At 65.0% G+C, this 24,079-nt stretch carries 20 protein-coding genes; 3 read left to right on the forward strand and 17 right to left on the reverse strand.

Annotated features, from left to right (window positions below; all coding sequences use genetic code 11):
• The first annotated feature begins 280 nt into the window (after nt 1–280).
• Complete coding sequence (locus tag EJ069_RS15055) at nt 281–2,602, forward strand: PAS domain-containing sensor histidine kinase (RefSeq protein ID WP_126061955.1); 2,322 nt, start codon at nt 281–283, stop codon at nt 2,600–2,602.
• A gap of 236 nt (nt 2,603–2,838) precedes the next feature.
• Here the strand turns inward: EJ069_RS15055 and EJ069_RS15060 are convergent, their stop codons facing one another.
• From EJ069_RS15060 to EJ069_RS15120, 14 genes are all read right to left on the reverse strand, one after another.
• Nucleotides 2,839–3,081: a hypothetical protein gene (locus tag EJ069_RS15060; protein WP_126061956.1), complete on the reverse strand. Its 243-nt coding sequence runs from the start codon at nt 3,079–3,081 to the stop codon at nt 2,839–2,841.
• 245 nt (nt 3,082–3,326) lie between these two features.
• Complete coding sequence (locus EJ069_RS15065) at nt 3,327–6,302, reverse strand: bifunctional [glutamine synthetase] adenylyltransferase/[glutamine synthetase]-adenylyl-L-tyrosine phosphorylase (protein WP_126061957.1); 2,976 nt, start codon at nt 6,300–6,302, stop codon at nt 3,327–3,329.
• A gap of 12 nt (nt 6,303–6,314) precedes the next feature.
• Complete coding sequence (locus EJ069_RS15070) at nt 6,315–7,793, reverse strand: HAMP domain-containing sensor histidine kinase (protein WP_126061958.1); 1,479 nt, start codon at nt 7,791–7,793, stop codon at nt 6,315–6,317.
• A gap of 8 nt (nt 7,794–7,801) precedes the next feature.
• Nucleotides 7,802–8,476 (reverse strand): response regulator transcription factor, encoded by a 675-nt coding sequence (locus EJ069_RS15075; protein WP_042642042.1) that lies wholly within the window; start codon nt 8,474–8,476, stop codon nt 7,802–7,804.
• Between the two features lie 253 nt (nt 8,477–8,729).
• Nucleotides 8,730–10,286 carry a Do family serine endopeptidase gene (locus EJ069_RS15080; RefSeq protein WP_126061959.1) on the reverse strand — a complete coding sequence of 519 codons (1,557 nt, stop codon included), beginning with the start codon at nt 10,284–10,286 and terminating at the stop codon, nt 8,730–8,732.
• Nucleotides 10,287–10,727: 441 nt separating this feature from the next.
• Complete coding sequence (locus EJ069_RS15085; RefSeq protein WP_126061960.1) at nt 10,728–11,189, reverse strand: cytochrome c-type biogenesis protein; 462 nt, start codon at nt 11,187–11,189, stop codon at nt 10,728–10,730.
• A complete protein-coding gene (locus tag EJ069_RS15090) occupies nt 11,186–13,171 on the reverse strand; it encodes a heme lyase CcmF/NrfE family subunit (protein WP_126061961.1) in 1,986 nt (661 codons plus the stop codon). Before EJ069_RS15090 ends, EJ069_RS15085 begins: the two co-directional genes overlap by 4 nt.
• The gene (gene ccmE, locus EJ069_RS15095) at nt 13,171–13,614 is read right to left on the reverse strand and encodes a cytochrome c maturation protein CcmE (RefSeq protein WP_126061962.1); all 444 of its coding nucleotides are present in this window, start codon (nt 13,612–13,614) and stop codon (nt 13,171–13,173) included. Before ccmE ends, EJ069_RS15090 begins: the two co-directional genes overlap by 1 nt.
• Nucleotides 13,615–13,617: 3 nt before the next feature.
• Complete coding sequence (ccmI, locus tag EJ069_RS15100) at nt 13,618–14,742, reverse strand: c-type cytochrome biogenesis protein CcmI (RefSeq protein ID WP_126061963.1); 1,125 nt, start codon at nt 14,740–14,742, stop codon at nt 13,618–13,620.
• Nucleotides 14,743–14,850: 108 nt separating this feature from the next.
• The gene (locus tag EJ069_RS15105) at nt 14,851–15,288 is read right to left on the reverse strand and encodes a hypothetical protein (protein ID WP_126061964.1); all 438 of its coding nucleotides are present in this window, start codon (nt 15,286–15,288) and stop codon (nt 14,851–14,853) included.
• A complete protein-coding gene (locus EJ069_RS32780; RefSeq protein ID WP_189341641.1) occupies nt 15,285–15,455 on the reverse strand; it encodes a hypothetical protein in 171 nt (56 codons plus the stop codon). Before EJ069_RS32780 ends, EJ069_RS15105 begins: the two co-directional genes overlap by 4 nt.
• Nucleotides 15,452–16,840, reverse strand: coding sequence for an ATP-binding protein (locus EJ069_RS15110; RefSeq protein WP_126061965.1), 1,389 nt, complete (start codon nt 16,838–16,840; stop codon nt 15,452–15,454). The genes EJ069_RS32780 and EJ069_RS15110 overlap by 4 nt, the downstream gene beginning before the upstream one ends.
• A gap of 22 nt (nt 16,841–16,862) precedes the next feature.
• Nucleotides 16,863–17,528, reverse strand: a complete 666-nt coding sequence (locus tag EJ069_RS15115; RefSeq protein WP_126061966.1) for a response regulator transcription factor — start codon at nt 17,526–17,528, stop codon at nt 16,863–16,865.
• Nucleotides 17,529–17,592: 64 nt separating this feature from the next.
• A complete protein-coding gene (locus tag EJ069_RS15120; RefSeq protein WP_126061967.1) occupies nt 17,593–17,892 on the reverse strand; it encodes a hypothetical protein in 300 nt (99 codons plus the stop codon).
• A 205-nt stretch (nt 17,893–18,097) separates the two neighbouring features.
• Between EJ069_RS15120 and EJ069_RS15125 the strand changes: the two genes are divergently transcribed.
• Nucleotides 18,098–18,484: an ester cyclase gene (locus tag EJ069_RS15125; RefSeq protein WP_042642024.1), complete on the forward strand. Its 387-nt coding sequence runs from the start codon at nt 18,098–18,100 to the stop codon at nt 18,482–18,484.
• A gap of 112 nt (nt 18,485–18,596) precedes the next feature.
• Here EJ069_RS15125 and EJ069_RS15130 read toward each other — a convergent pair whose 3' ends face one another.
• The 3 genes from EJ069_RS15130 to EJ069_RS15140 form a co-directional block, all read right to left on the reverse strand.
• Nucleotides 18,597–19,004, reverse strand: coding sequence for a DUF3168 domain-containing protein (locus EJ069_RS15130; protein ID WP_126061968.1), 408 nt, complete (start codon nt 19,002–19,004; stop codon nt 18,597–18,599).
• Nucleotides 19,005–19,141: 137 nt separating this feature from the next.
• The gene (locus EJ069_RS15135; RefSeq protein ID WP_126061969.1) at nt 19,142–20,695 is read right to left on the reverse strand and encodes a trimethylamine methyltransferase family protein; all 1,554 of its coding nucleotides are present in this window, start codon (nt 20,693–20,695) and stop codon (nt 19,142–19,144) included.
• A gap of 12 nt (nt 20,696–20,707) precedes the next feature.
• Nucleotides 20,708–23,119, reverse strand: coding sequence for an FAD-dependent oxidoreductase (locus tag EJ069_RS15140; protein WP_126061970.1), 2,412 nt, complete (start codon nt 23,117–23,119; stop codon nt 20,708–20,710).
• A gap of 112 nt (nt 23,120–23,231) precedes the next feature.
• Here EJ069_RS15140 and EJ069_RS15145 point away from each other — a divergent pair, with 112 nt between their 5' ends.
• Nucleotides 23,232–23,870 (forward strand): TetR/AcrR family transcriptional regulator, encoded by a 639-nt coding sequence (locus EJ069_RS15145; protein WP_126061971.1) that lies wholly within the window; start codon nt 23,232–23,234, stop codon nt 23,868–23,870.
• Nucleotides 23,871–24,079 lie beyond the last annotated feature (209 nt).

The following is a 24,079-nucleotide window of genomic DNA, read 5'->3' on the forward strand; positions in this document are numbered from 1 at the left end:
CTTGCGGGAGAAGGTGTCGCCGAAGGCGACGGATGAGGGGTGCTCCAGATGCCACCAGCGTCTCATTCCGCTGGAACACCCCTCATCCGTCTCGGCGCTAACGCGCCGATCCACCTTATCCCACAAGGGGAGAAGGGAAAAAGGCGCAATTTCAATCAACTTTTAATCTTTTTCGCGCGCTCCTCTGGACAAGGCGAATCACGTTTGATTCTTTAATGGCGATTCGGGCGTGCGGCGTATCCGGATCATCCAGTATACGGCAGATCGGGGAGTGCCATTTATGGCCAAGGCGGACGCGTGGGGCGCGCCCGGAGGGAAGGCTTTTGCGCGTCGCAAGGCAAGGGGCGATGGACTTGCCGGCAATACGCGCCTGATCGCCGAACCCACCTATCAGCGGCTCTTGGCCGCCGAGCCGTTTCTGCGCCGTTCAATCCCGGCGCTGATTGTTATTTTCCTCATCGTTATCGCGGCGCTGCGCTTCCTGTCGCTGATGAACGAGCATGACGAGATCGAGCGCGACGCCAAGGCGGTACTGGCTTTAGCCGCCGGCCAGATGGCGCAGGCCATCACCGCCGACCCCAACGCCGCGGGCGCCAACGCCATCAGCCTGCTGGAAAGCACCAGCCGCCAGGGCGCCATGAGCCGCGCCCATGTGCTGGCCATCACCGACGGCGCCTTCAAGGTCATCGCCGTCTCGCCGCTGTCGACCGGCTGGCAGGGCCGCACGCTGGACAGTCTGGTCCTTGGCGGCCAGCCGCTGTTCATGTTCGGCGACCGCGCCGGCGTGATGGATGTCTCGATCGCCGGACAGGACTGGTTCGCCGCCGTCAGCCTCACCGGGGATCGCAGGCACGCGACCGCCGTTCTGGTGCCGCAGGAAGCGGTGTTCGACAGCTGGCGCAAGTCGATGTCGCTCAACGTCACGCTGTTCGTGCTGACGGCGGGCGTGCTGATCGTCATCCTCTACGCCTATTTCGGCCAGGCGGCGCGCGCCCAGGCGGCGGACCGCATCTATCTCGAGGCGCACCAGCGCATCGACATGGCGCTGGTGCGCGGCCGCTGCGGGCTGTGGGACTGGGACATGGTGCGCGGCAAGATGTACTGGTCGCGCTCGATGTATGACATGCTGGGCTATGAACCCTGCGATACGATGCTCTCCTTCGGCGAGGTCGACGAGATTATCCACCCGGACGACGGCGACCTGTTCGAGCTCGCCAACCGCATCGTCGAACGCGAGATCGATCATATCGACCAGGTCTTCCGCATGCGCCACGCCGACGGCCAATGGGTGTGGATGCGGGCCCGCGCGCAGGTGATCGACCCGGAGGCGCCGGAGATCCAGTTGATCGGCATCGCCGTCGACGTCACCGAGCAGCGGCATCTGGCGCTGCGTTCGGAAGCGGCCGACATGCGGCTGAGGACCGCGATCGAGAACATCAACGAATCCTTCGTGCTGTGGGATGCCTCCGAGCGGCTGATCATGTGCAACTCGAAGTTCCAGAAGGACAATGGGCTCTCGGACCGCGACGTCGTGCCGGGCGTCGGTCGCGATGCGCTCGAGGAGCGGATGCTGGCCTTCGCCTCGGAGCGCAGGCTCGCCAACGCCAACGGGCCGCATGGCGGCGTCACCCTGGAGCGCCAGCTTGCCGATGGCCGCTGGCTGCAGGTCAACGAGCTTAGGACCCGCGACGGCGGCATCGTCTCGGTCGGCTCCGACATCACCCAGATCAAGCTGCATCAGGAGAAGCTGGTCGACAGCGAGCGCCGGCTGATGGCGACGATCCACGATCTCAGCCTCGCCCGCCGCGCCGAGGAGGAACGTTCCAGCGAGTTGGTCGAGCTCAACCGCAAATATATGAAGGAGACCGAGCGCGCCGAGGCGGCCAATCGCGCCAAATCGGAGTTCCTCGCCAACATGTCGCATGAGCTGCGCACGCCGCTCAACGCCATCATCGGCTTCTCCGAGCTGATGCAGCAGGGCCTGTTCGGGCCGCTTGGCTCCGAGCGCTACGAGGAATACGCGACCGACATCAACGGCAGCGGCAAATACCTGCTCGGCGTCATCAACGATATCCTCGACATGTCGAAGATCGAGGCCGGCCAGTTCTCGCTCGACCGCGAGGAGATCGACCTCTGCCCGCTGATCAAGGAGACGGTGCGGGTGATCTCGCTGCAGGCGGCGGAAAAGTCGATCAATGTCGAGACGCGCATCGCCGATGCGATGCGGGTCTACGCCGACCGCCGCGCGATCAAGCAGATCGCCATCAACCTGCTCTCCAATGCAGTGAAGTTCACCGGCCAGGGCGGCAAGATCACGGTCCGGGCACGCAACACGTCGGGCGCCCTGCTGCTCACCATCGAGGACAATGGCTGCGGCATCCCCAAGCATGCGCTGAGCAAGCTCGGGCGGCCGTTCGAGCAGGTGCAGAACCAGTTCTCCAAGAACCACACCGGCTCAGGCCTTGGCCTCGCCATCTCGCGCTCGCTGGCCGAGCTGCAGGGCGGAGCGCTGAAGATCCGCTCGACCGAAGGCGTCGGCACCATCGTGTCGGTGCGCATTCCGCTGAAGAAGGCGCCGACCGCTGTGAAGGTCGCGGCTTAGGCTAGAGCAATTCCAGGAAAAGTGTGAACGGTTTTCCGTCCGGAATTGCGTAAAAACAAAGAGATAGAGCGGTTCACCGGCGGACCAGCGCCCGCTGTGCTGCCCAAAACGGGGGAAAACGTCCGCTCCGGGTTTTAATGCAGAATTGCTAATATTACGATTGGCTCAGCCGGCTTGCCCCCGCGCCGGTTAGGCCCGGCGGTTGGTCGAACCCACCCCAACGAACTGTCGGGCCGCTAAACTGAGCCAGTAGGGTTTAGATCGTTTACGGCTGCCGACGGCGGGCTTGCCTCGGCGCCTTTCGATGCCTGTCTATAGACCAAGGCGACGACGAGACCGAAATATCCGACCTGCAGAATGACCATGGCCAGCATTGCCCATCCGAGCGCCGTCCAGACGGAACCAGTTTCCATGTCAGCCCAGATCGCCACCATGAATGACGCCGCAAACATGCCCACCAAGAATTTCTGAAGATCCATAGTTGCCCAGCGCCCCAGGTTTTGGCGATTTGGGGGGCTTTCAAGTCAGCCGTTGAAAGAACCCGCCGCTCCATTTGCGAAGCGGCGAGGCCCCCCTTCGTCGGGGTGATGATTGACCCCGGCATTGCTGACAGTGCAATTGCGGTGCCAGACCCGTTGCCCCATTACGGGACACCTCTGCCAATGGCGCAAGGCCGGATCGCCGATTAATATTAACTGTGGCTAATGTGCCACCCCGAGGAATCTCATGGCGACGATGCGGGTGATAGCGATGCTCCCGCACGAAGCAGACGGTCGAAGTCCTTCCTGACCTTCCTCGACATCTCCTTGAGATGCGCTTCCAGCACAGCGAAATCCGGCAGGTCGGTGACCGCCAGGAGCAGGTCCGAGAGGCCCGGCGGGACGTCGTCGCGCTGGAACTCGCCGGTGAGGCAAAGCCTGATCATCTGGGTCAGCGCCAGATAGAGCCGGTAGGCCTCGCCTAGCTCTTCACGGACATCGGCGCCCGCGAAATCGGGGGCAAGCCGCGCCAGAATGTCGACTGTCGCCGTCACCCGGCGGCCGGGCTCGACATTGCCGGTGATGGTCGCGACCTGGGCGATGAATTCGAGATCGATCAGTCCGCCGGGGATCAGCTTGATGTCCCAGAGGTCGCGCGGCGGCTTTTCCTTTTCGATCAGCGCGCGCATCTCCGAGGCTTCGGCTTTCACCTTGGCGGCGTCGCGCGGCTGCGCCAGAACCGCCGCCACCTCTTCCTCGAGCTCGGCACAGAGTTCGGCATCGCCGCCGATGGCGCGCGCCCGCGCCAGCGCCATGTGCTCCCAGGTCCAGGCATCCTGGCGCTGATATTTCTTGAACGCGTCGATATGGGTGGCGACCGGCCCCTTGTTGCCGGAGGGGCGCAGGCGAAGGTCCAGTTCATAGAGCACGCCTTCGGCGGTCGGCGCCGAGACGGCGGCGATCAGGCGCTGCGTCATGCGGGTATAGTAGTGCGACGGCGCCAGCGGCTTGTCGCCGTCGGACTCTTCGGCATCCGCGTCATGGTCATACAGCAGGATGAGATCGACATCGGAGCCGGCGGTGAGCTCGCGGCTGCCGAGCTTGCCCATGCCGAGCAGCGCCACCCTGCCCCCGGCGATGCTGCCATGGCGCTGCGCGAATTCGGCGATCACCGCTTGAAGCGCCGCCTCGATGGTGAGGTCGGCGAGATCGGAAAAGGCACGCCCCGCCCGCGCAGGATCGATCGAGCCGGCAAGCAGGCGCACGCCGATCAGAAATTTCTGCTCGGAAGCGAAGATGCGCAGGCGATCGAGCACGTCCTCATAGGCGCGGTCGCCCTCGATGAAGGCGGCAAGGCGGGCCGAAAGATAGGCGCGATCCGGCAATTCGGTGAGCAGCGCCGGGTCGAGCAGCCCGTCAAAAACATGCGGGCGGCGCGTGATGATGGCCGCCAGCCGCGGGGCCGCCCCCATGATCGTCGCCATCAGCTTGAGCAGCGCCGGATTGGATTGCAGCAGCGAGAAGAGCTGGATGCCCGCCGGCAGGCCGGCAAGGAACTCGTCGAAGCGGATCAGCGCCTCGTCGGCGCGTCGCGTCTGGCCGAAAGCCTTGAGCAACGCCGGCGTCAGTTCGGTCAGCCGCTCGCGCGCTTCGGCCGACTGGGTGACGCGGTAGCGGCCGAAATGCCAGCCGCGGATGACCCGGCAGATGTCGCTCGGCCGCTGGAAACCCAGCCGATGCAAGGTCTGCAGTGTGTCGGGATCGTCGACATCGCCGGTGAAGACCAGGTTGCCGATACCGGCCGACAGTTCGGGCGCGGTTTCGAACAGTGCCGCGTAGTGGCGCTCGACCTGCTGTAACGAGGCGCGGAATGCCTGGGTGAATTCGGCCTCGCCGGCAAAGCCCAGCATCAGCGCAATGCGTTCCAGCCCCTCGTCGCTGTCGGGCAAGATGTGCGTCTGCTCGTCCGCCACCATCTGGATGGCGTGCTCGACACGGCGCAGGAACCAGTATTGCCGGGTGAGCGCATCGCGCGCATCGGCGGTGATCCAGCCGCGCGCGGCGAGCGCGCCCAGCATCGGCACCGTCTCGCGGCCGCGCAGCTCAGGGAAGCGGCCGCCGGCGATGAGCTGCTGGGTCTGGACGAAGAACTCGATCTCGCGGATGCCGCCGCGGCCGAGCTTCACATTATGGCCCTTCACCGCGATCTCGCCATGACCCTTATGGGCATGGATCTGGCGCTTGATCGAATGGACGTCGGCGATGGCCGCATAGTCCATGTATTTGCGCCAGACATAGGGCTGCAATTCCTTGAGGAAGGCGGCGCCGGCGGCGAGGTCGCCGGCGACTGGGCGCGCCTTGATCATGGCGGCGCGTTCCCAGTTCTGGCCGCGCGCCTCATAATAGCGAAGCGCTGCCTCGACCGGGATCGCCAGCGGCGTCGAGCCGGGATCGGGGCGGAGCCTGAGATCGGTGCGGAAGACATAGCCGTGCTCGGTGCGGTCCTGGAGGATGCGCACGAGCCGCCGGGTGAGCCTGGAGAACAGCTCAGTCGCGTCGAGCGGGTCGATGACGGCCGGCGCTTCCGGATCGAAGAAGACGACAAGGTCGATATCGGAGGAAAAATTCAGCTCCTGCGCGCCGAGCTTGCCCATGCCGAGCAGGATCCAGCCTGAATCCTTGGCTGGCACCGCCGGCTTCGGCAGCTTGAGCTTGCCTTGCCGGTGCGCGTCGAGCAGCAGGAAATCGACGGCGGCGTTTGTACAGGCGTCCGCGAGATCGCTGAGGCGGCGCACCGTCACGGAGGTTTCCGCCTCGCCGGAAAGATCCGCCAGCGCGATCAGTAAATGCGCTTCCGTCTTCCATTGCCGCAGCGCCATCATCAGGGTCGATTCCGAGGCGTCGTCCGCCCTGGCCGCGCCGCCGATCGCCTCGCCGATGGCGCCGAGCCGAGCTTCGATCGTCTCGTCGAACAGCGTGTCGAGAATTGCCGGCCGGCGGCGCGCGACATCCCGCAGGAAGGGCGAGAGATCGAACACGGTCGCCATCAGGTCCTGCAGCGGCCCCTCGCCCGCCAGCAACGCGGCGAGGCGGGAAAGCCCCTCCTCCTCGGCGGTGTCGGCGATTTCCGACAATTCGCGCCGGGCATGCTCCGCGTCCAGGGGCTGGAGCGTCAATGTCGGGCTAAGCCGGAACTCGGATTCGATTTTCTTCTTCGCCATTCATCCGAACCATCAATGCGTCTCCCGCAATGGAAAACTCATCACCACGGACAATCCGGGATTGGCGGGCAAAAGATCAAGCCTGCCGTTGTGGAAAGTCATGATGGCCTTGGCGAGGCTGAGGCCGAGGCCCGAGCCCGGCTGCGAGCGGCTCTTTTCCAGGCGCACGAAACGCTCGGTGGCGCGGGCACGATCAGCGTCGTCGGGAATGCCGTGGCCATTGTCGGTGACGGTAAGCTTGATTTCGCTTCCGGCGCGCTCCAGCGCCACACGCACTTTCGGCGTCTCGGCGGCGTCGGTCGAGTATTTGATGGCGTTGTCGACGATGTTGGACAGCGCCTGACCGATCAGCTCGCGGTTGCCGTTGATCGTGAAGGCCTCGGGCACGGTCGCCTCCAGCGTGACGCCCGCTTCCTCCGCCACCGGCTCGTAGAGCTCGACGACGTCGCTCACCGTGGCGGCGAGATCGACCGGACCGGTCTGTTCCGAGGAATAGCCGGCCTCCAGCCGCGAGATCATCAGGATGGCGTTGAACGTCTTGATGAGCTGGTCGGACTCCGCGATCGTGCCTTCCAGCGCCTGGCGGTAGTCTTCCGTCTTGTGCCTGCCGGCAAGCGTCGCCTCGGCGCGGTTGCGCAGCCTGGTCAGCGGCGTCTTCAGATCATGGGCGATGTTGTCGGAGACCTGCTTCAGCCCCTCATTCAGCATGGCGATCCTGGCCAGCATCGCATTGAGGTTTTCCGACAGGCGGTCGAATTCGTCGCCGGCGCCGGTGACCGGCAGCCGTCCGCTGAGGTCGCCGCCCATGATGCGGCGGCTGGCATCGGACACGCTGTCGATGCGTTTCAGCGCGGCGCGCCCGACAAAGAACCAGATCAGGAGCCCGCCCAGGCCCATCATGCCGAGCGCCAGCGTCAGCGCCCGGCTGATGACGGCGCGGAAGCGCTCGGGCTCGCCGAGGTCGCGGCCGACCAGCATGATCATCTGGTTTGGCAGTCGCAGCACCAAGGCGATGGCGTTGTGGCCCTTTTCGCCTGTCGACTGGGGAGTGCTGTTGTCGCCGGCCTGGGGCGCGGGCTGGTCGGTAGCTCCACTGCGCAACCGGTCGAGCTCGCCTTCGCCGAAGCGCTGGTAGGAGAAGGGCTCGGTCGTCCAGCCCTCGGTCTCGATGACGCCGGGTTCCAGGCTCTGCACGTTGCCGGTCAGGATCTGGCCGTTGGCGTCGGCGATGAGATAGAGGTTGGCGCCGGGCTGGCGCGAGCGGTTTTCGACGACGCGCACCAGCACGGGCAGGCCGCCGCGCTGATAGGCACGGGCGAGGCCCAGCACCTCCTCGTTGATGGTCTCCTGCGTCTGCGCGGTCAGCATGCGCGCCGACAGCGACGTCATATAGAAGACGAGCAGCACCGCGCAAAGCGCGAAAAGCAGAAGATAGAGCGCCGAGAGCCGGGCCGCCGTCGTCTTCATGATGGCCGGCAGGGAAAGAGCCATTTTGCTCCTTAACCGCCCTTCAGCATGTAGCCGGCGCCGCGGATCGTGTGCAGGATCGGCTTATCGAAGCCTTTTTCGATCTTGCCGCGCAGGCGCGAGACATGGACGTCGATGACGTTGGTCTGCGGATCGAAATGATAGTCCCAGACATTTTCCAGAAGCATCGTGCGGGTCACCACCTGGCCGGCATGGCGCATCAGATATTCGAGCAGGCGGAACTCGCGCGGCTGCAGCGTGATCTCGCGCCCCGCCCGCTTGACCGAATGCGACAGCCGGTCGAGCTCGAGGTCGCCGACACGGTAGACGGTCTCGGATTCGCGCGCGCCGGCACGGCGGTTCAGCACCTCGACGCGGGCCAGCAATTCGGAAAAGGCGTAGGGCTTGGTGAGATAATCGTCGCCGCCGGCGCGCAAGCCGGTGACGCGGTCATCGACCTCGCCCAGCGCCGACAGGATCAGAACCGGCGTCGTATTGCCGCGCGAGCGAAGCGCGGCGATCACCGACAGGCCGTCGCGGCGCGGCATCAGGCGGTCGACCACCATCACGTCATAGTCGCCGGCATCGGCCAGCGCGAAGCCGGTCTCGCCGTCGCCGGCGACATGGGCGGTATGGCCCGCCTCGGCGAAGGCTTTCTGCAAGTAGTCCGCCGCCTCGCGATCGTCTTCCATGACGAGAATCTTCATGGAGCCGTTATACGCGATTTCATGGAGGTTTGAGGGGCAGTCATTGCGTCCTGCTTTGCCTTCATTAGTCGCATGTCTTCTTCCCAAAACCGGTGCCCACTTTTGGGCGACATGCGATAAAGCGGCAGCGGGTGATGGGAAACCCGCTGCCGCCAGGAGCGAAACACGGTGACTGACTTACGTGCTCGGCCCCATGTTTCCCCACGGCGGCTCGGGGGTGTTGATACCGCCATGGGGAAGCTGAAAGTTAATATCAGCCCTTGCCGACCGGCAGCGCGACGAAGCGGTTCGAGTCGTCGCGGGTGATCTGCATCAGCACGGCCTTGCGGCCGGCCTTGGCGGCATCGGTCATGGCCTTGGAGACGTCGTCGGTGGTGTTCACCTCGTTCGAATTGATCGAGGTGATGACGTCGCCCGGCTGGATGCCGCGGTCGGCCGCGTCGCTGTCGGGATCGACATCGGTGACCACGAGGCCCTTGCCCTTTTCCGCCTTGGTGACGGTCAGGCCGAGATCGGCAAGCGTGTCGGGCTTGGCGGCAGGCGCCGACTGCTTGCTGTTGTCGTCGTTCGAGGCCTGCTTGTCGCTCGCGGGCAGCGTGCCGAGATCGACCTTGACCGTCTCGGACTTGCCGTCGCGCCAGATGGTGACGTCGACCGACTTGCCCGGCGAATAGGCACCGATCATGCGGGCGAGCTCCTTCGGCGAAGCGACGTCCTTACCGTCGACCTGGGTGATGACGTCGCCGGCGGTGATGCCCGCCTTCTTGCCCGGACCGGCATCCTGGGCGCTCGAGACCAAGGCGCCCTTGTCCGACTTCAGGCCGAGCGATTCGGCGATGTCGGAGGTGACCGGCTGGATCTCGACGCCGAGCCAGCCGCGCTGGACCGAGCCGCTCTTCATCAGGTCCTGGACGACCTGCTTGGCGGTGGAGGCCGGGATGTCGAAGGCGATGCCGACGCTGCCGCCCGACGGCGAGAAGATGGCGGTGTTGATGCCGATAACCTGGCCGTTGAGGTTGAAGGTCGGGCCACCCGAATTGCCGCGGTTGACCGACGCATCGATCTGGATGAAGTCGTCATAGGGGCCAGCGCCGATGTCGCGGCCACGGGCCGAGACGATGCCGGCGGTGACGGTGCCGCCAAGGCCGAACGGATTGCCGACGGCAACCACCCAGTCGCCGATGCGGACCTTGGAATCGTCGGCGAAGTCGACATAGGTGAACTTGTTGCCGCCGGAATCGACCTTGAGCACCGCGAGGTCGGTACGCGGATCGGTGCCGATCAGCTTGGCATCGAGTTCCTTGCCGTCATTGGTGACGACGGTGAAATCCGAGCCTTCCGACACGACATGGTTGTTGGTGACGAGATAGCCGTCCTCCGAGATGAAGAAGCCCGAGCCCTGGGCAACCGGGCGTGGCTCGCCATTGCCGTGGTCGCGATGGCCGAAGCGGCGCATGCCGAACTGGCCGCCCTGCCCCTGGTCGCCGAAGCCGCGGAACTCCTTGAAGAAGCGGCGCAGCTGCGGGTTGTCGGGCAGGTTGTCGAAACCGCCCTGATCGTCCGAGCCGTCATCGGCGGTCGGCTGGATCTTGGCCTTGACCTTGACGCTGACAACCGCCGGCGAGACATGCTCGACGACATCGGCGAAGCTCGGCATCTGCGGGGCCTCGACGCGCACGGCATCGGCCAGCACGGGGGCGGTGCCGGTTGCGAGCATACCCGCGCCAACCGTGCCGACAATGGCCAGGGAAGCGACGGCGGCCATCAGGCGCTTTCGGGTGCGGGAATATGAATTGGGGGCATTATTCATGGGGTTTCTTATCCTCTATCGACGCGGATGCGCTCAGGCGAAGCATCCTCGGGCAAGAGAATTAGGGAGCCGCACATTACGGCGCCATTTCCGGTACATGAAAGTTTTGTAATGTTGGGGATTGGTGGAAATCGACGCGGTGATCGAAGCCGTGGAAGCCGAACGGACACGCGAGGTGTAGCCGCCCTTTGGAGATTAGCTGATACCTCCGCGACGTCGTCATTCCAGGGCGAAGCAAGGAGCGAAGCGACGCGCGCAGACCATAGAATCCATGCCGTGACGTTCGTCGAGGACGCAGCGGAGCAGAATTCTGCACCGTTGGCAGCGCGTCGTCGGAACGGAATGGATTCTATGGTCTGCGCGCGTCGCTTCGCTCCTTGCTCCGCCATAGAATGACGACCCGCGAACGGCTACCGCCAATTGTCGACGTCAATGATGGAACTAGTCGCGCAGCATCTTGTCCAGCGCCGCCTTTTCCTCGGCCGAAAGCGCCGACGATGCCGGGCGGCGCGAGCGGGCGCTGAGCACGATGAACAGGCCGCCGGCCAGAAGCAGAAGCACCGGCGTGCCCCACAAAAGCGCGTTGCGCAGGGTGAAGCGCGGCTTCAAGAGCACGAACTCGCCATAGCGCGAGACGATATAATCCATCACCTGCTGGTCGGTGTCGCCGGCGACGAGGCGCTGGCGCACGAGGATGCGCAAGTCGCGGGCCAGATCGGCGTCGGATTCGTCGATCGACTGGTTCTGGCAGACCATGCAGCGCAGACCTTCCGACAGCGCACGCGCCCTCGCCTCCAAAGCCGGGTCCTGCAGCACTTCGTCAGGCTTCACCGCCTGGGCTGCGCCGGCCAAGAACAGCGCCAGGAGCAGAACCAGCGAGGCGAGTGAAAACCTCGCTTTCATGTCGGGCTCGTCAACGCGGCGGCCGGCTTGCGGCGCCTCGCGGGCGCGCCGACACGCAGGCGGCGGTCGGCCAGCGACATGGCCGCGCCCGCCATCATCACCAGGGCGCCGCCCCAGATCAGCGTCACCAGCGGTTTCCACCAGAGGCGCACGACGACGGAGCCGTCATTGCCCTCGTCACCGAGCGACAGATAAAGCTGGCTCAAGCCGAGCGTGCTGATGCCGGACTCGGTCGTTGCCATCTGCCGGGCCTGAAAGAAGCGTTTTGCCGAAGATATCTCGCCATTGGCATTTCCGTCCGCGCCGATCAGCAGGAAGCGGGCGCGATCCTCGGTGAAGTTCGGACCCTTCTGGGGAAAAAGCCCTTCGAAGCGCAGCGTGTGGCCGGAGAGATCCACCGTCTCACCGGGCCGCATGGTGAGGATTTTTTCACTGCCGAAGCAGAGCGTGCCGACGATGCCGAGCAAGGTCAGCCCAAGGCCGAGATGGGCAAGCGCCGTGCCGAAGACCGAGCGCGGCAGGCCGGCGAAACGGCGAAGCATGACAGCCGGCGCCACCGAGCCGGCGCCGGATTTGACGGCAAGGTCGGTCAGCGCGCCGGCGACGAGCCAGACGGCGAGGCCGACACCAAGCGCTGCAAAAACCGAGGCGCCGTCGATGAACAGGCCGGTGACCAGCATCGCGGCGATCGCGAGCGCAAAGGCCGCCATCAGCCGCTGCGAGGCGGCGATCACATCACCGCGCTTCCAGGCGAGCAACGGGCCGAACGGCACGATCGCCAGCAATGGCAGCATCAGCGGGCCGAAAGTCAGATCGAAGAAGGGCGCGCCGACCGAGATCTTGCCGCCGGTCAGCGCCTCAAGCGCCAGCGGGTAGAGCGTGCCGACCAGCACCGTCGCGGTGGCGGTGGTGAGAAAGAGGTTGTTGAGGACCAGCGCGCCCTCGCGCGAGATCGGATGGAACAGGCCGCCGGCCGTCAGGCTGGAGGCGCGCAGCGCAAACAGCGCCAGCGAGCCACCGATGAACAGCGTCAGGATGCACAGGATGAAGACGCCGCGCGCCGGGTCGGTGGCGAAGGCGTGCACGGAGGTCAGCACGCCCGAACGCACCAGGAAAGTGCCGAGCAGCGACAGCGAGAAGGTGAGGATGGCAAGCAGCAGCGTCCAGATCTTCAGCGCCGAGCGTTTCTCCATGACGATGGCCGAATGGAGCAGCGCCGTGCCGGCGAGCCAGGGCATGAAGGAGGCGTTCTCGACCGGATCCCAGAACCAGAAACCGCCCCAGCCGAGCTCGTAATAGGCCCAGTAGGAACCCATGGCGATGCCGCCGGTGAGGAACATCCAGGCGACCAGCGTCCACGGCCGTACCCAGCGCGCCCAGGAGGCGTCGATGCGGCCCTCGATCAGCGCCGCGACCGAGAAGGAAAAGCAGACCGAGAAACCGACATAGCCGAGATAGAGAAGCGGCGGGTGGATGGCGAGGCCGAGGTCCTGCAGGACCGGATTGAGGTCGCGCCCCTCGACCGGCGCCGGATTGAGGCGGATGAACGGGTTGGACGTGGTCAGGATGAACAGGAAGAAGGCCGCGCCGATCATGCCTTGCACGGCAAGCACATTGGCCTTGAGCGTGGCCGGCAGATTGTCGCCGAAGACGGCGACGAGCGCGCCGAAGAAGGTCAGGATCAGCACCCACAGAAGCATCGAGCCTTCGTGGTTTCCCCAGGTGCCGGTGATCTTGTAGATCATCGGCTGCAGCGAATGGGAATTCTCCCAGACGTTGGCCACAGAGAAGTCCGAGCCGGCATAGGCGCTCGCAAGGGCCGTGAAGGACAGCGCCGTCAGCGCGAAGCCGGTGACGGTGACCGGGCCGCCGACCGCCATCAGCCGCTGATTGCCGGTGCGGGCGCCGACCAGCGGCACCAGCATCTGCACCAGCGACAGCGCGAAGGCGAGCACGAGGGCGAAATGTCCGGTCTCAACCATTATTGGCTCTTGCTTTCCACCCAGACGCCCTTGGCCTTCAGGCCGTCGGCGACTTCCTTCGGCATATAGCGCTCGTCATGCTTGGCCAAGACGCTGTCGGCGACGAAAACCCCGTCCGGACCGAAAGCGCCTTCGGCTATGACGCCCTGCCCCTCGCGGAAGAGATCGGGCAGGATGCCGGTATAGGTCACCTTCACCGATTTCTGCGTGTCGGCAATCGAGAAGGCGACGGTTGCGCCGCTGCCGCGCACGACGGTGCCGTTCTCGACGAGGCCGCCAAGGCGGATGCGCTGTCCGGGCGGCACGCTTGCCGTTGCCAGCTCTGCCGGCATGTAGAAATAGGAGGCCTTCTGGCCGAGCGCGTAGAAGGTGAGGCCGGCGGCCGCGGCGAGGAAGGCCAACCCCGCCACGATCACCGACAATCGCTTCTGCTTGCGCGTCATCTCTTACTCCGTCGCCGTCACGCCGAGGGAGGCGGCGAAGGCGGTGAACTTCTTGGCTTGCTCGCTGTCGGCCCCAAAGGCGGCGACAGCGCGGCCGAGCGCCTCGCGCGCCTGATCGGGCTTGCCGAGCACGGCATAGGAACGAATGAGGCGCATCCATCCTTCCTCGTCACGGGGATTCTGCTTCAATTTGTCGTCGAGGCCCGCGACCATGGTTTCGATCATCGCCTGCCGGTCCTGCGGCGACATCTGCTGCGCGGCTTCCATCTGCTGGGCATCCGGCCCGCTCGCCGCGACCGCTGGCTGGCCAGCCTCGGCAAGCGCCTGCTGGACGGCGCTGCGCCAAGGCGAATCCGGCGGAAGCTGGCCGAGCATCTTTTGCCAGGCGGCGACAGCCTCGTCCTTCCTGCCTTCCTGGGCAAGGCCTACGGCCAGGTAGAAATTCGCCTTGGCATTGGCCGGATCGAGCTTGAGAGCCGCCTGGAAGGCGTTTTGCGCATCGGCCGAAACGATGCCGCCGGCAGCGCTCGCGATCGCCTCGCCGAGACCAGCCTGGCGCACCGCGCTGTCGCCGTCGAGGCGAATGGCGTTGCGGTAGGCGGTTATCGCGTCGGGAAAGCGCTGCAGGCGAAGATAGATCGGCGCCAGCACGTCCCAGCCCTTGCCGTCCGACGGATTGGCGGCAAGATGCGCTTCCGCGCGTGCGACCAGCTCGTCGACCGAGGAATCGGCGGGATTCTTGGCGAGACGTTCGGCCAGAGGCTGCGAAGGCAGATCGGGCGAGCCGAGCATGCCGTACAGCCCCCAGCTCAGCAGCGGCACGGCAAGCACGGCCAGGCTGGCGACAAACCTGATGCCGCGGGAGGAAGAGGCACTGGCGGAGGCCGGCCGCTCGGCCGCGCCGAGACGCAGGATGCGGCGGCCGATCTCGGCGCGCGCCTCCTCGGCCTCGCCCGGCTGTATCAGGCCGCGCGCCACGTCGCGATCCAGCTCGGAAAGCTGGTCGCGATAGACTTCGAGGTCATGATCGCCAGGCGCCGATGCACCCTTCATGCCGCCTGTGAGCGGCAATAGCACCGCCAGGCTGGCGCCCAGCGTGAGGATTGCGGCTATGACCCAGAACAGCATGGCTCTTCCAATAAAGGCAGAGCCCTGCCCTGCCAACATAAGCATACTGCGACGCTTTGACGGCGGATGCTCTGTCCGGCCTTGATGTATATCAATTGGGCCGATTTATCAGGTCAGCGGCGTCCAGCTACCGTCGGCGTTGCGGCAGGCGGTGCCGCGCGCGGTGACGCCCGCGCCGCCGGTGAAGACGGTGTGGGTGTACTGGCGGCAATCCTGGGAGCCGACCCGATAAGGCTGGGCCGCGACCACCTCGCCATAATGGGAGGCGTTGTCGCCCTTCCACGTCACCTTCTGGCCGCTGGTGTTGTATTCCAGCGCCTTGTACTCCGCCTCCAACCCCTTGCGCTTTTCGGCATCGCTCAGACCCGAGCCGATCGATCCGCCGATAAGCCCGCCATTCATCGCCGAGACGATGCTGGTCGACACCTTGCCGCCGGCGGGCGGCGTCGAAACAGGCGTGGCCGGAGAGGTTGGACCGCCCCTGCCGAGTGTCGTGCAGCCGGAAACGGCGAGCAGGGCGGAAACGAGCGCGACGCGGATCTTCATGCCAACAACCGGTTCTCTTGAGCGGGATGAGCTTCTTGAGCGAAATGGACTTCTTCAGAGAGATGGATTGGGGGCCGCGCCATCGGGGAAGCATCCTGGCCATAGTGTTGATATTTGTCGGAAATTTGGCCGTCAGTCGCTGCTCGCAAATCGATAAAAAACATCATTGAAGGCTCCGCAATCTCACCACCGCCCTCAAGCCGCCCATCCCCGACCGTCCCAGCGCCAGCGAGCCTCCATACTCGTTGACGAGGTCGGCGACAATGGCAAGGCCAAGCCCCGTTCCCGGCTTCGTCTCGTCCAGTCTCTTGCCACGCTTCAACACCTCTCGCGCGCTGTCTTCGGGAATGCCCGGACCGTCATCCTCTATAACGATTTCAAACAGGTTGCCGCTTCCCGAAATAGTGGCGATCGTCACGGCAACAGCGCTCTTTGCCCATTTCATCGCATTGTCGAGCAGATTGCCGAGCAGTTCCTCGAGATCCTCGCGCTCGCCCGCAAAGACGATCTCGGCCGGCGGCAGGGACAGCGCCAGCCGCGTTTGCGGATTGAGCTTGCGCAGAACCCGCACCATGCGCTCAACCAGCGGCGAAACCGGCGTGCGAAAGACGACGCTGTCGCGCTGCGCGGCGACGCGGGCGCGCTGCAGGTAATGATCGACCTGCTTTTGCATGGAAGCCGCCTGGTCGGCGATCAGCTGGCCCTTGGCGCCGCCGAGCGCGCGGCCCTCATTGAGCAGCACGGCTAGAGGCGTCTTCAGCGAATGGGCAAGGTTGCCGACCTGGGTGCGCGAGCGCTCGACGATGCGCCGGTTGTTTTCGATCAGCGCATTGGTCTCGTTCGCCAGCGGCTCGATCTCGGCCGGGAAGCTGCCGTCGAGGCGCTGGGCCGTGCCTTCGCGCACCATGGCGAGCGCATTGCGGACCCGGCGCAAGGGCTGGAGGCCCAAGAGGATGGCGATGGCGTTGATGGCGATCATGCCGACCCCGAACAGCGACAGATAGGTGAGCAGGCGGCGCTGGAAGCTCGCGATCTCCTGCTCGAGCTCGCTGTGGTTGCCCATGACGCGGAAGCGGGCGGCGCGGTTCTTGGCGTCCAGCACGAACTCGCTCTCGAACACTTCGAGCTGCTCGCCCTTGATGCCCTCCATCGAGTAGCTGCGCTGGAAGTTCGCGTTGAACGGGACCTCCGCGACGCTCGGCGACAGGAGCGAGGTCGTCATCGAGGAAGAATGAATCTCACCATGCACGCCTTCGGAGGCAGGCTCCACCGACCAGTACCAGCCGGAATTCGGCTCGGAAAAGCGCAGGTCGCCAAGGTCGGGCGCCCCGGTCAGCGCGCCATTGTCGGAAATGCCGACGGAGCCGATCAGGTTGAACAGGTGCGCCGAAAGCAGGCTGTCGAAACCGCGCTCGCTGGCCTGGCGGTAAAGCGTGGCGATGAGGGTGAAGATGACGACCAGCGTCAGGATCGCCCAGATGGTCGAGAAAGCGATGACGCGGAAGGTCAGCGAGCGCGGCCAGAGCCGCAGCCTTGAAATCCACCTTCCCATCGCTGGCTTCAGCGGTTCCGCGTCACGCCTCCGGCTCTCGCATGCGATAGCCCATGCCACGCACGGTTTCGATCATGTCGATGCCCATCTTCTTGCGAAGCCTGCCGACAAACACCTCGATGGTGTTGGAATCGCGGTCGAAATCCTGGTCGTAAAGATGCTCGACCAGCTCGGTACGCGACACCACCTCGCCCATATGATGCATCAGATAGGCGAGCAGCCGGAACTCGTGCGAGGTGAGCTTCAGCGGCATGCCATTGACGTCGGCCTTGGATGCCTTGGTGTCGAGGCGCAGCGGCCCGCAGGTGAGCTCGGACGAAGCATGGCCGGCCGCTCGGCGGATCAGGGCCCGCACTCGGGCCAGCACCTCCTCGATATGGAAGGGCTTGGTGACATAATCGTCGGCACCGGCGTCGATGCCGGCCACCTTGTCGCTCCAGCGGTCGCGGGCGGTGAGGATAAGCACCGGCATCTTGCGGCCGCCGCGGCGCCAGCGCTCGACGACGCTGATGCCATCCATCTGCGGCAAGCCGATGTCGAGGACCACGGCATCGTAAGGCTCGGTGTCGCCGAGGAAATGGCCCTCCTCGCCGTCATAGGCGCGGTCGACGACATAGCCGGCATCGACCAGCGCATCGGCCAGTTGCCGGTTGAGATCCTTGTCATCCTCGACGACGAGCACGCGCATGGGTTGAAGCCTGTTGCTGGATAGACGTATAGGCCGATTCCGCTGGCCTGGGAAACGAGAGGGGTCAGCTCATCGGGACGACGATTTCCGAGCGGCGCGGACGCTGTCCGTCCTTGCCGGGGACGAGCACGACGATGACGCAGACCTGCTGGCCGCCCCGCGTCGCCTGCGACGCCTTGGCGAGCGTGCCGCCGTTCTGCGCGGCGACCTGCTGGCCGATCGCGTAGCAATCGCCGGCGGCGAGCACCACCGGCTGATCGGCCGACGGCTCAATGACCGGCACGGCGATCGCCTGCGACGCAAGAAGCCCGGCCGCGGCAAGCGCCAGCACTGCTTTGCGGAGATGTGAGCCAAGGTTTTTCATGATCACGGTTCTAACGCATATGGGCTGAACGTGAAATGAACGGTGAACGATCGAAAATCATGCCCGCCATTCCCCCTGCGCGCGTGGCGGCGCCAAGGCTCAATTCATAGCCGGAAAAGCACTTGATCCGCTACGCTTTTTGACCTGCCTTCACCGCGCACTGCGCTAGCTAGTGTAGAAACGCCGGACGGCCATGGAGGATGCGATGACGCGAGAGGATATTGCCGGTCTCTATCGGGGCTACATCGCCTGCCTGAACGAGCAGGATTGGGATAATCTCGGCCGCTTCGTCGGCGAGGAGGTGCAGTATAATGGCGAGACGATCGGGCTTTCGGGTTACCGCCGCATGCTGGAGGGCGATTTCGAGGCTATTCCCGACCTGCGCTTCAACATCGAGCTTCTGGTCTCGGAGCCGCCGCGCGTGGCGGCGCGCCTGCATTTCGACTGCCGGCCCAAGGGCGTGCTGTTCGGCCTGCCTGTCCACGGCAAGCGCGTTTCCTTCGCCGAGAACGTCTTTTACGAGTTCCATGATGGGCGGATCCGCGAAGTCTGGTCGGTCATCGACAAGGCTGCCATCCAAGCGCAGCTGTAGGCCAAGGCACTTCGCGCGAAACCGATTCAAACGGCGCGCTTAAGCGGTTGTTTTGATGAATATTCTGGAGCCACCGCTTTACTCCTGGGCGACACGCATCGGCGCCCGCCTCTCAGGCGGCTTCCTGCGTCAGCGCGCGGAAGCGCAGCAATCCATGGTGGACGGCCAGATCCTCGTCATAGCGAGCCTCGGCGAATTCCAGCGACAGGCGCGTCTGGCCGCGCGAACCAATCGAAAATGCCGCGCCGTCGAGCCGCGCCCTGATGCTGTCCATGATGAGGCGTGTCTCGGCCTCGCCCTGGGCTTTCGACCAGATATGCAAGGTGACCAACTGGTCGCTGTCGTTGTCGGCGCCGGTCTCGAGGTCGAAGGCGCTGGTGCGGCCGTAAGTCACGTTCGGAAAGGCGGCCTTGTCGCTTGCCTGCTCGAGTAGGCCGGCGCCGCCAAGCAGCGCCGACAGCGACGCATCGGTCTTCAGCCTCAGGAACAAGGCCTGCATCAGATCGCCAGGCGCCGTCATCTACCGTCCATCGCCAATACATATCTCCTCACGCTGCCCGGCAACGTAGCCGCGCTCGCGATCCGATGCCAGATCGCGAATCGTTTTGACTATAACGTGAATGGCGAAGGTCTCGAATTTATTACGTTTTCGTCAAATCACGAGACCGGTGCGGCGCCACCCTCCTCGGTGCGCCTGGCAATGAACTCGTCGAGCACGCCAGCGGTGGCGGCAGCGGAGGCCGGCGGCTGGAAGTCGGAAAGAATGCGCTTCCAGATGCCGGTGGCGCGCTCGGTCGCGGTCTTGCCGCCGGATTGCGTCCAGTTGCCGAAGTTCGACCAGTCGGCCACCAGCGGCTCGTAGAAGGCGGTGCGGTAGCGCGTCATAGTGTGGGTCGCCGAGAAGAAGTGGCCGCCGGGCTGCACTTCGGCGATGGCCTCGAAGCCGATGGCATCCTCGTCGCCCGGCGTGGTGGCGCAAAGCTCCGCGACCGTCTGCAGCGCCTCGACGTCGGTGATCAGCTTTTCCAGGGAAACGCTGAGGCCGCCTTCCAGCCAGCCGGCCGCGTGGATGCAGACGGTGGCGCCGGCCAGCACCGAGCCCCACAGCGCGAACTGCGTCTCGTGTGCCGCCTGCGCGTCGGCAATATTGGCGGCGCTGCCGCCGCCGGAGCGCCAAGGCAGCCCAGTGTAGCGGGCGAGCTGCCCCGCCCCAAGCGTCGCCTTGATATGTTCCGGCGTGCCGAAGGCCGGCGCGCCGGATTTCATGTCGACATTGGAGGAGAAGGAGCCATAGACCACCGGCGCGCCGGGCCGCATGATCTGGGCAAGCGTCAACCCAGCCAGCGCCTCGGCATGCTGCAAGGTCAGCGCGCCGGCAACCGTGATCGGCGCCATGGCGCCCGCCAGGCAGAAGGGCGTGATGATCAGGACCTGGCCGGCCCTGGCGAAGTCGATGATGCCTTGCGCCATCGGGATATCCAGCTGGCGCGGCGAGTTGGTGTTGATGACGGTGTAGCAATGGGCGCCGGCGCGGAACTGGTCCTCGGAGAGGCCGCGCGCCAGGCGGATCATCTCGAACCCGTCCTCGACCTGCGGCGTGCCGCGCGCGAAGATGAAGGGGAACTTGTCCGACAGCGTCAATTGCGCCCGGTTGACGGCATAGTGACGGAAGCGGTTGTCGATGTCCTGCGGCTCGACGCAGGGTCCAAGCATGTGCAGCACGTCGAAATGCTGGATCAGCTTGATGAATTCCTCGAAGGCGGCGAGCGTGCCCGGCCGGCGGCCGCGCTCGAGATCGGTGACGTTGGGGGCGCCGGAGCCCGCCAGGAAGGCCATCGAGCCGAGCTCGAGCGTCAGGTCGCGCGAGCGGTCGCCGCCAAGTGCCGGAATGGAGCGCGGCGCCGAGGCAAGTGCTGCCTCGACCATGTCGCGGCCGATCCTGACCATCTGGCTGTCTTCGTCGACCAAGGCGCCGGCCTTGGCGTAGACGGCGCGGGCCTCGGGCAGCAGCACCTTGATGCCGAGTTCTTCCAGCACGCGCAGCGCGGCAGCCTGGATGGCGGCGACCTGGTCTTCGGAAAAGATTGGCTGCGGCCGGAACGGGTTCTTCAGGGAGCGGTAGTTCGGATGGCGGCTGGATTCGCTGCCCGCCTCGCCGGTGCGTCCCCGCCGGCGCTCGCGTCTGAGATCACGTGCGGCCTCATCGATCATGGCGGTTCCTCCTCATTGCCGCATCGCCTTGCCTTCAGGGTCGTAGGGCGAGGCGGCAATGACACGCGCCGGCCGTTCGACCCCGACAATGTGTACGGAAAGCTCGGTCCCCTCCCCGGCGAAACCGTCATCGAGCAACGCCAGGGCGACGCTCTTGCCGAGGGTATAGCCGTAGCCGCCGGAGGTGACGAAGCCGACGCGCCGGCTCTTGGACCAGACCGGCTCAGAGCCGCTGGCATCGGCGTCGACAGCGTCGACCTCTAGCGTCACGATGCGCTGCGAGGCACCCGCCTCGCGCTCTTTCAGCGCCGCGCCCCGGCCGATGAACTCGCCCTTGTCGAAGGCGATGAAGCGGTCGAGCCCGGTCTGGCCGGGCGTGTAGCCTTGCGTGAATTCGCGCGACCAGATGCCGAAACTCTTTTCCAGCCTGAGCGAATTCAGCGCGTAATAGCCGATCTCGGCAAGACCGAGGTCTTGGCCGGCGGCAAGCAGTGTTTCGCGCAGCGTCGCATGCAGGGTGGCCGGGCAGTTGATCTCGAAGCCGAGCTCGCCGGCGATTGAGAGCCTGGCGATGCGTGCCCGGACCATGCCGATATCGAACTCGCCGCAAGCCATGAACGGCAGGGTTTTGGCGGAGATGTCCTGATGCGTGGTGCATTCGAGGATCTTTCGTGCATTCGGTCCGGTGATGAGGAAGCCGGATGTGGCATCCGAGATGTCGGTGACTGTGACGCCATCCGCCAGATGCGCCTCGAACCAGCGCATGTGGAATTCGCGCAAATAGTAGGAACCCATGATCCAGTATTCGCCGCCACCCCAGTTGAGCACGGTGAGATCGCCCTTCAGCCGGCCACTGGGCCCAAGCATCGGCGCAAGCTTGGCGCGGCCCGGCTTCGGCAGCCGGCAAGCAAGGAGCTTGTCGAGCCACGCCTCTGCTCCAGGGCCTGACACGGCATAGCGCGAGAAGGCCGTGGTATCGACGAGGCCGGCGGCACCGCGGACCTGCAGCACCTCGTCGCCGACGATCTCGAAGGCATTGGAGCGCTTCAGCGTCGTCTCCTCGCGGAAGCCCATCGGCGCGAAATAGGCCGGGATCTCCAGCCCCCACGATGCCGTCCACTCGGCGCCGGCGGCGCTCATGCCGTCATAGGCGCCGGGCCGCTTCAGCGGCCGGCCGGCCGGCAGGCGCTCATTGGGGAAGGTCATGACGAAACGGCGGGCATAGAACTGGCGCGTCGTTTGCCTGAGATACTCGCGGTTGGCGGCGAAGGCGCCGTAGCGGGCGATGTCCATGCCGAAGATGTCTGCTTCCGGCTCACCGTAAATCATCCACTCGGCCAGCGACTTGCCGACGCCGCCGCCCTGGCTGAAGCCGGCCATGACGCCGCAGGCGACCCAATAATTCTTCAAGCCCCGCACCGGACCGACCAGCGGATTGCCGTCCGGCGTGAAGGTGAAGGCGCCGTTCACCCATTTGCGGATACCGGCCGTGGCAAGGCAGGGAAAGCGCTCATAGGCCTTGGCAAGCTCAGGGCTGATGCGATCGATATCCTCCGGGATCAGCTCGATGCCGTAGTCCCAAGGCGCGCCATCCATGTTCCAGTGTTTGGGGTTCTGCTCATAGACGCCGAGCAGCACGCCCTTCCGCTCCTGGCGCAGATAGGGGAAGCCATCGAGATCGACGGCAAGGCCAAGCTCCTTGTCGAGCGCCGCGACCTCCGGAATGTCCTCGGTGACGAAATAATGATGCTCCATCGGCGTCACCGGCAGGTCGACGCCGGCCATCAGCCCGACCTGCTTGGCCCAGAGACCGCTGGCATTGACGACATGCTCGGCGACGATTGTGCCCTTCTCGGTGACGATGTCCCAGCCACCATCGGCGCGCTGCTTCAGCTCGACGACGCGGTTGCGCAGGATGACGTCCGCTCCGCGCTTCCTGGCGGCGCCCGCATAGGCATGCGTGGTGCCGTAAGGGTCGAGATGGCCCTCGTTGGAATCATGGAGGCCGCCCAGCACGCCGCTGACATCGACGATCGGGCAGATCTCCTTGATTTCCTCGGGCGTCACCAGCCGCGCCGTCTCGATGCCGACCGACTGGAACACCGCCCAGGCCGATTTCAGCCATTCCCAGCGCTGCGGGTCGCTCGCCATGTTGACGCCGCCTGTCATGTGCAGGCCGGCATTCTGGCCGGACTCGGCCTCGATCTCGCGATAGAGCTTGATGGTGTAGTCCTGCAGCGCGGCGACATTGGGATCCGCGTTGAGCGCGTGGAAGCCGGCCGCCGCATGCCAGGTCGAGCCCGCCGTCAGCTCGGCGCGCTCGATCAGCGCCACGTCGCTCCAGCCAAAGCGCGTCAAGTGATAGAGCACCGAGGCGCCGACTACGCCTCCGCCGATGACCACTGCCCGGTAATGCGACTTCACGAGCCTCTCCCCTCTCGTTATAGGCTCTCAAGATATACGTCCCGTACACATGTGTCTAGACACTTCTGTCCAGAGCTTGCGCGCTGCTCCGCGCCGTGCCACTTGTTGGCTCATGACCATGACCGCTCCCCAGGACGAGCCGGCGCCCGGCAACATCAAGGTAACCCGCGCGGACTGGATCAACCTCGCGCTGCAGACGCTGATTTCCGGCGGTATCGAGAGCGTGCGCGTGCTGACGCTGGGACAAAAGCTCGGCGTCTCGCGCTCGAGCTTCTACTGGTATTTCGAAAGCCGGCAGGACCTGCTCGACCAGTTGCTCAAGCATTGGCATGAGACCAACACCACGGCGATCGTCGAGCGGGCGCGCCGGCCGGCCGACACCATCATCATGGGTGTGATGAACGTCTTCGAATGCTGGGCCGACGAGCGCCTGTTCGATCCCAGGCTCGATTTCGCCGTTCGCGAATGGGCAAGGCGCTCTGACGACGTGCGGCGCATGATCGACAAGGCCGACGAGGAGCGACTGCTGGCCATACGCGACATGTACCGCCGGCACGGCTACGAGAGCGAGGACGCCTTCATCCGCGCCCGCGTCCTCTACTACATGCAGATCGGCTATTACGTGCTCGACCTCAAGGAACCGGTCGAGGCACGTGTCAGCCATCTCGCCGCCTATCTTCGCTCCTTCACCGGACTGGAGCCGAGCGAGGCGGATGTGGCGCATTTCATGCGCTTCATCGCGGCGCGGTGACATCGCAGTATCTGTTTGCGCAATTCCGGACGGAAAACCGCCACACACTTTTCCAGGAAGTGCTCACTTTTCCTGGAATTGCTCGGGGCACAATCAACCATGGCGTTCAACAAAGCCTGGGTGTGGCTTCGCTGCCCTTGTGAGTGGTGCTAAAATGGTCGATTAGTCTGGCAGGGAGGGCGCCCCGGAACTGCCACGGCTGTTTCGGG

The sequence above is a fragment of the Mesorhizobium sp. M2A.F.Ca.ET.043.05.1.1 genome (genome assembly GCF_003952445.1).
Taxonomy (GTDB): domain Bacteria; phylum Pseudomonadota; class Alphaproteobacteria; order Rhizobiales; family Rhizobiaceae; genus Mesorhizobium.

What these genes read in the sequence shown, in the direction of transcription:
- EJ069_RS15055 (WP_126061955.1), top strand. Translation starts at nt 281, where the DNA reads ATGGCCAAGGCGGACGCGTGGGGCGCGCCCGGAGGGAAGGCTTTTGCG.
- EJ069_RS15060 (WP_126061956.1), bottom strand. Translation starts at nt 3,081, where the DNA reads ATGGATCTTCAGAAATTCTTGGTGGGCATGTTTGCGGCGTCATTCATG.
- EJ069_RS15065 (WP_126061957.1), bottom strand. Translation starts at nt 6,302, where the DNA reads ATGGCGAAGAAGAAAATCGAATCCGAGTTCCGGCTTAGCCCGACATTG.
- EJ069_RS15070 (WP_126061958.1), bottom strand. Translation starts at nt 7,793, where the DNA reads ATGGCTCTTTCCCTGCCGGCCATCATGAAGACGACGGCGGCCCGGCTC.
- EJ069_RS15075 (WP_042642042.1), bottom strand. Translation starts at nt 8,476, where the DNA reads ATGAAGATTCTCGTCATGGAAGACGATCGCGAGGCGGCGGACTACTTG.
- EJ069_RS15080 (WP_126061959.1), bottom strand. Translation starts at nt 10,286, where the DNA reads ATGAATAATGCCCCCAATTCATATTCCCGCACCCGAAAGCGCCTGATG.
- EJ069_RS15085 (WP_126061960.1), bottom strand. Translation starts at nt 11,189, where the DNA reads ATGAAAGCGAGGTTTTCACTCGCCTCGCTGGTTCTGCTCCTGGCGCTG.
- EJ069_RS15090 (WP_126061961.1), bottom strand. Translation starts at nt 13,171, where the DNA reads ATGGTTGAGACCGGACATTTCGCCCTCGTGCTCGCCTTCGCGCTGTCG.
- ccmE (WP_126061962.1), bottom strand. Translation starts at nt 13,614, where the DNA reads ATGACGCGCAAGCAGAAGCGATTGTCGGTGATCGTGGCGGGGTTGGCC.
- ccmI (WP_126061963.1), bottom strand. Translation starts at nt 14,742, where the DNA reads ATGCTGTTCTGGGTCATAGCCGCAATCCTCACGCTGGGCGCCAGCCTG.
- EJ069_RS15105 (WP_126061964.1), bottom strand. Translation starts at nt 15,288, where the DNA reads ATGAAGATCCGCGTCGCGCTCGTTTCCGCCCTGCTCGCCGTTTCCGGC.
- EJ069_RS32780 (WP_189341641.1), bottom strand. Translation starts at nt 15,455, where the DNA reads ATGATGTTTTTTATCGATTTGCGAGCAGCGACTGACGGCCAAATTTCC.
- EJ069_RS15110 (WP_126061965.1), bottom strand. Translation starts at nt 16,840, where the DNA reads ATGGGAAGGTGGATTTCAAGGCTGCGGCTCTGGCCGCGCTCGCTGACC.
- EJ069_RS15115 (WP_126061966.1), bottom strand. Translation starts at nt 17,528, where the DNA reads ATGCGCGTGCTCGTCGTCGAGGATGACAAGGATCTCAACCGGCAACTG.
- EJ069_RS15120 (WP_126061967.1), bottom strand. Translation starts at nt 17,892, where the DNA reads ATGAAAAACCTTGGCTCACATCTCCGCAAAGCAGTGCTGGCGCTTGCC.
- EJ069_RS15125 (WP_042642024.1), top strand. Translation starts at nt 18,098, where the DNA reads ATGACGCGAGAGGATATTGCCGGTCTCTATCGGGGCTACATCGCCTGC.
- EJ069_RS15130 (WP_126061968.1), bottom strand. Translation starts at nt 19,004, where the DNA reads ATGACGGCGCCTGGCGATCTGATGCAGGCCTTGTTCCTGAGGCTGAAG.
- EJ069_RS15135 (WP_126061969.1), bottom strand. Translation starts at nt 20,695, where the DNA reads ATGATCGATGAGGCCGCACGTGATCTCAGACGCGAGCGCCGGCGGGGA.
- EJ069_RS15145 (WP_126061971.1), top strand. Translation starts at nt 23,232, where the DNA reads ATGACCATGACCGCTCCCCAGGACGAGCCGGCGCCCGGCAACATCAAG.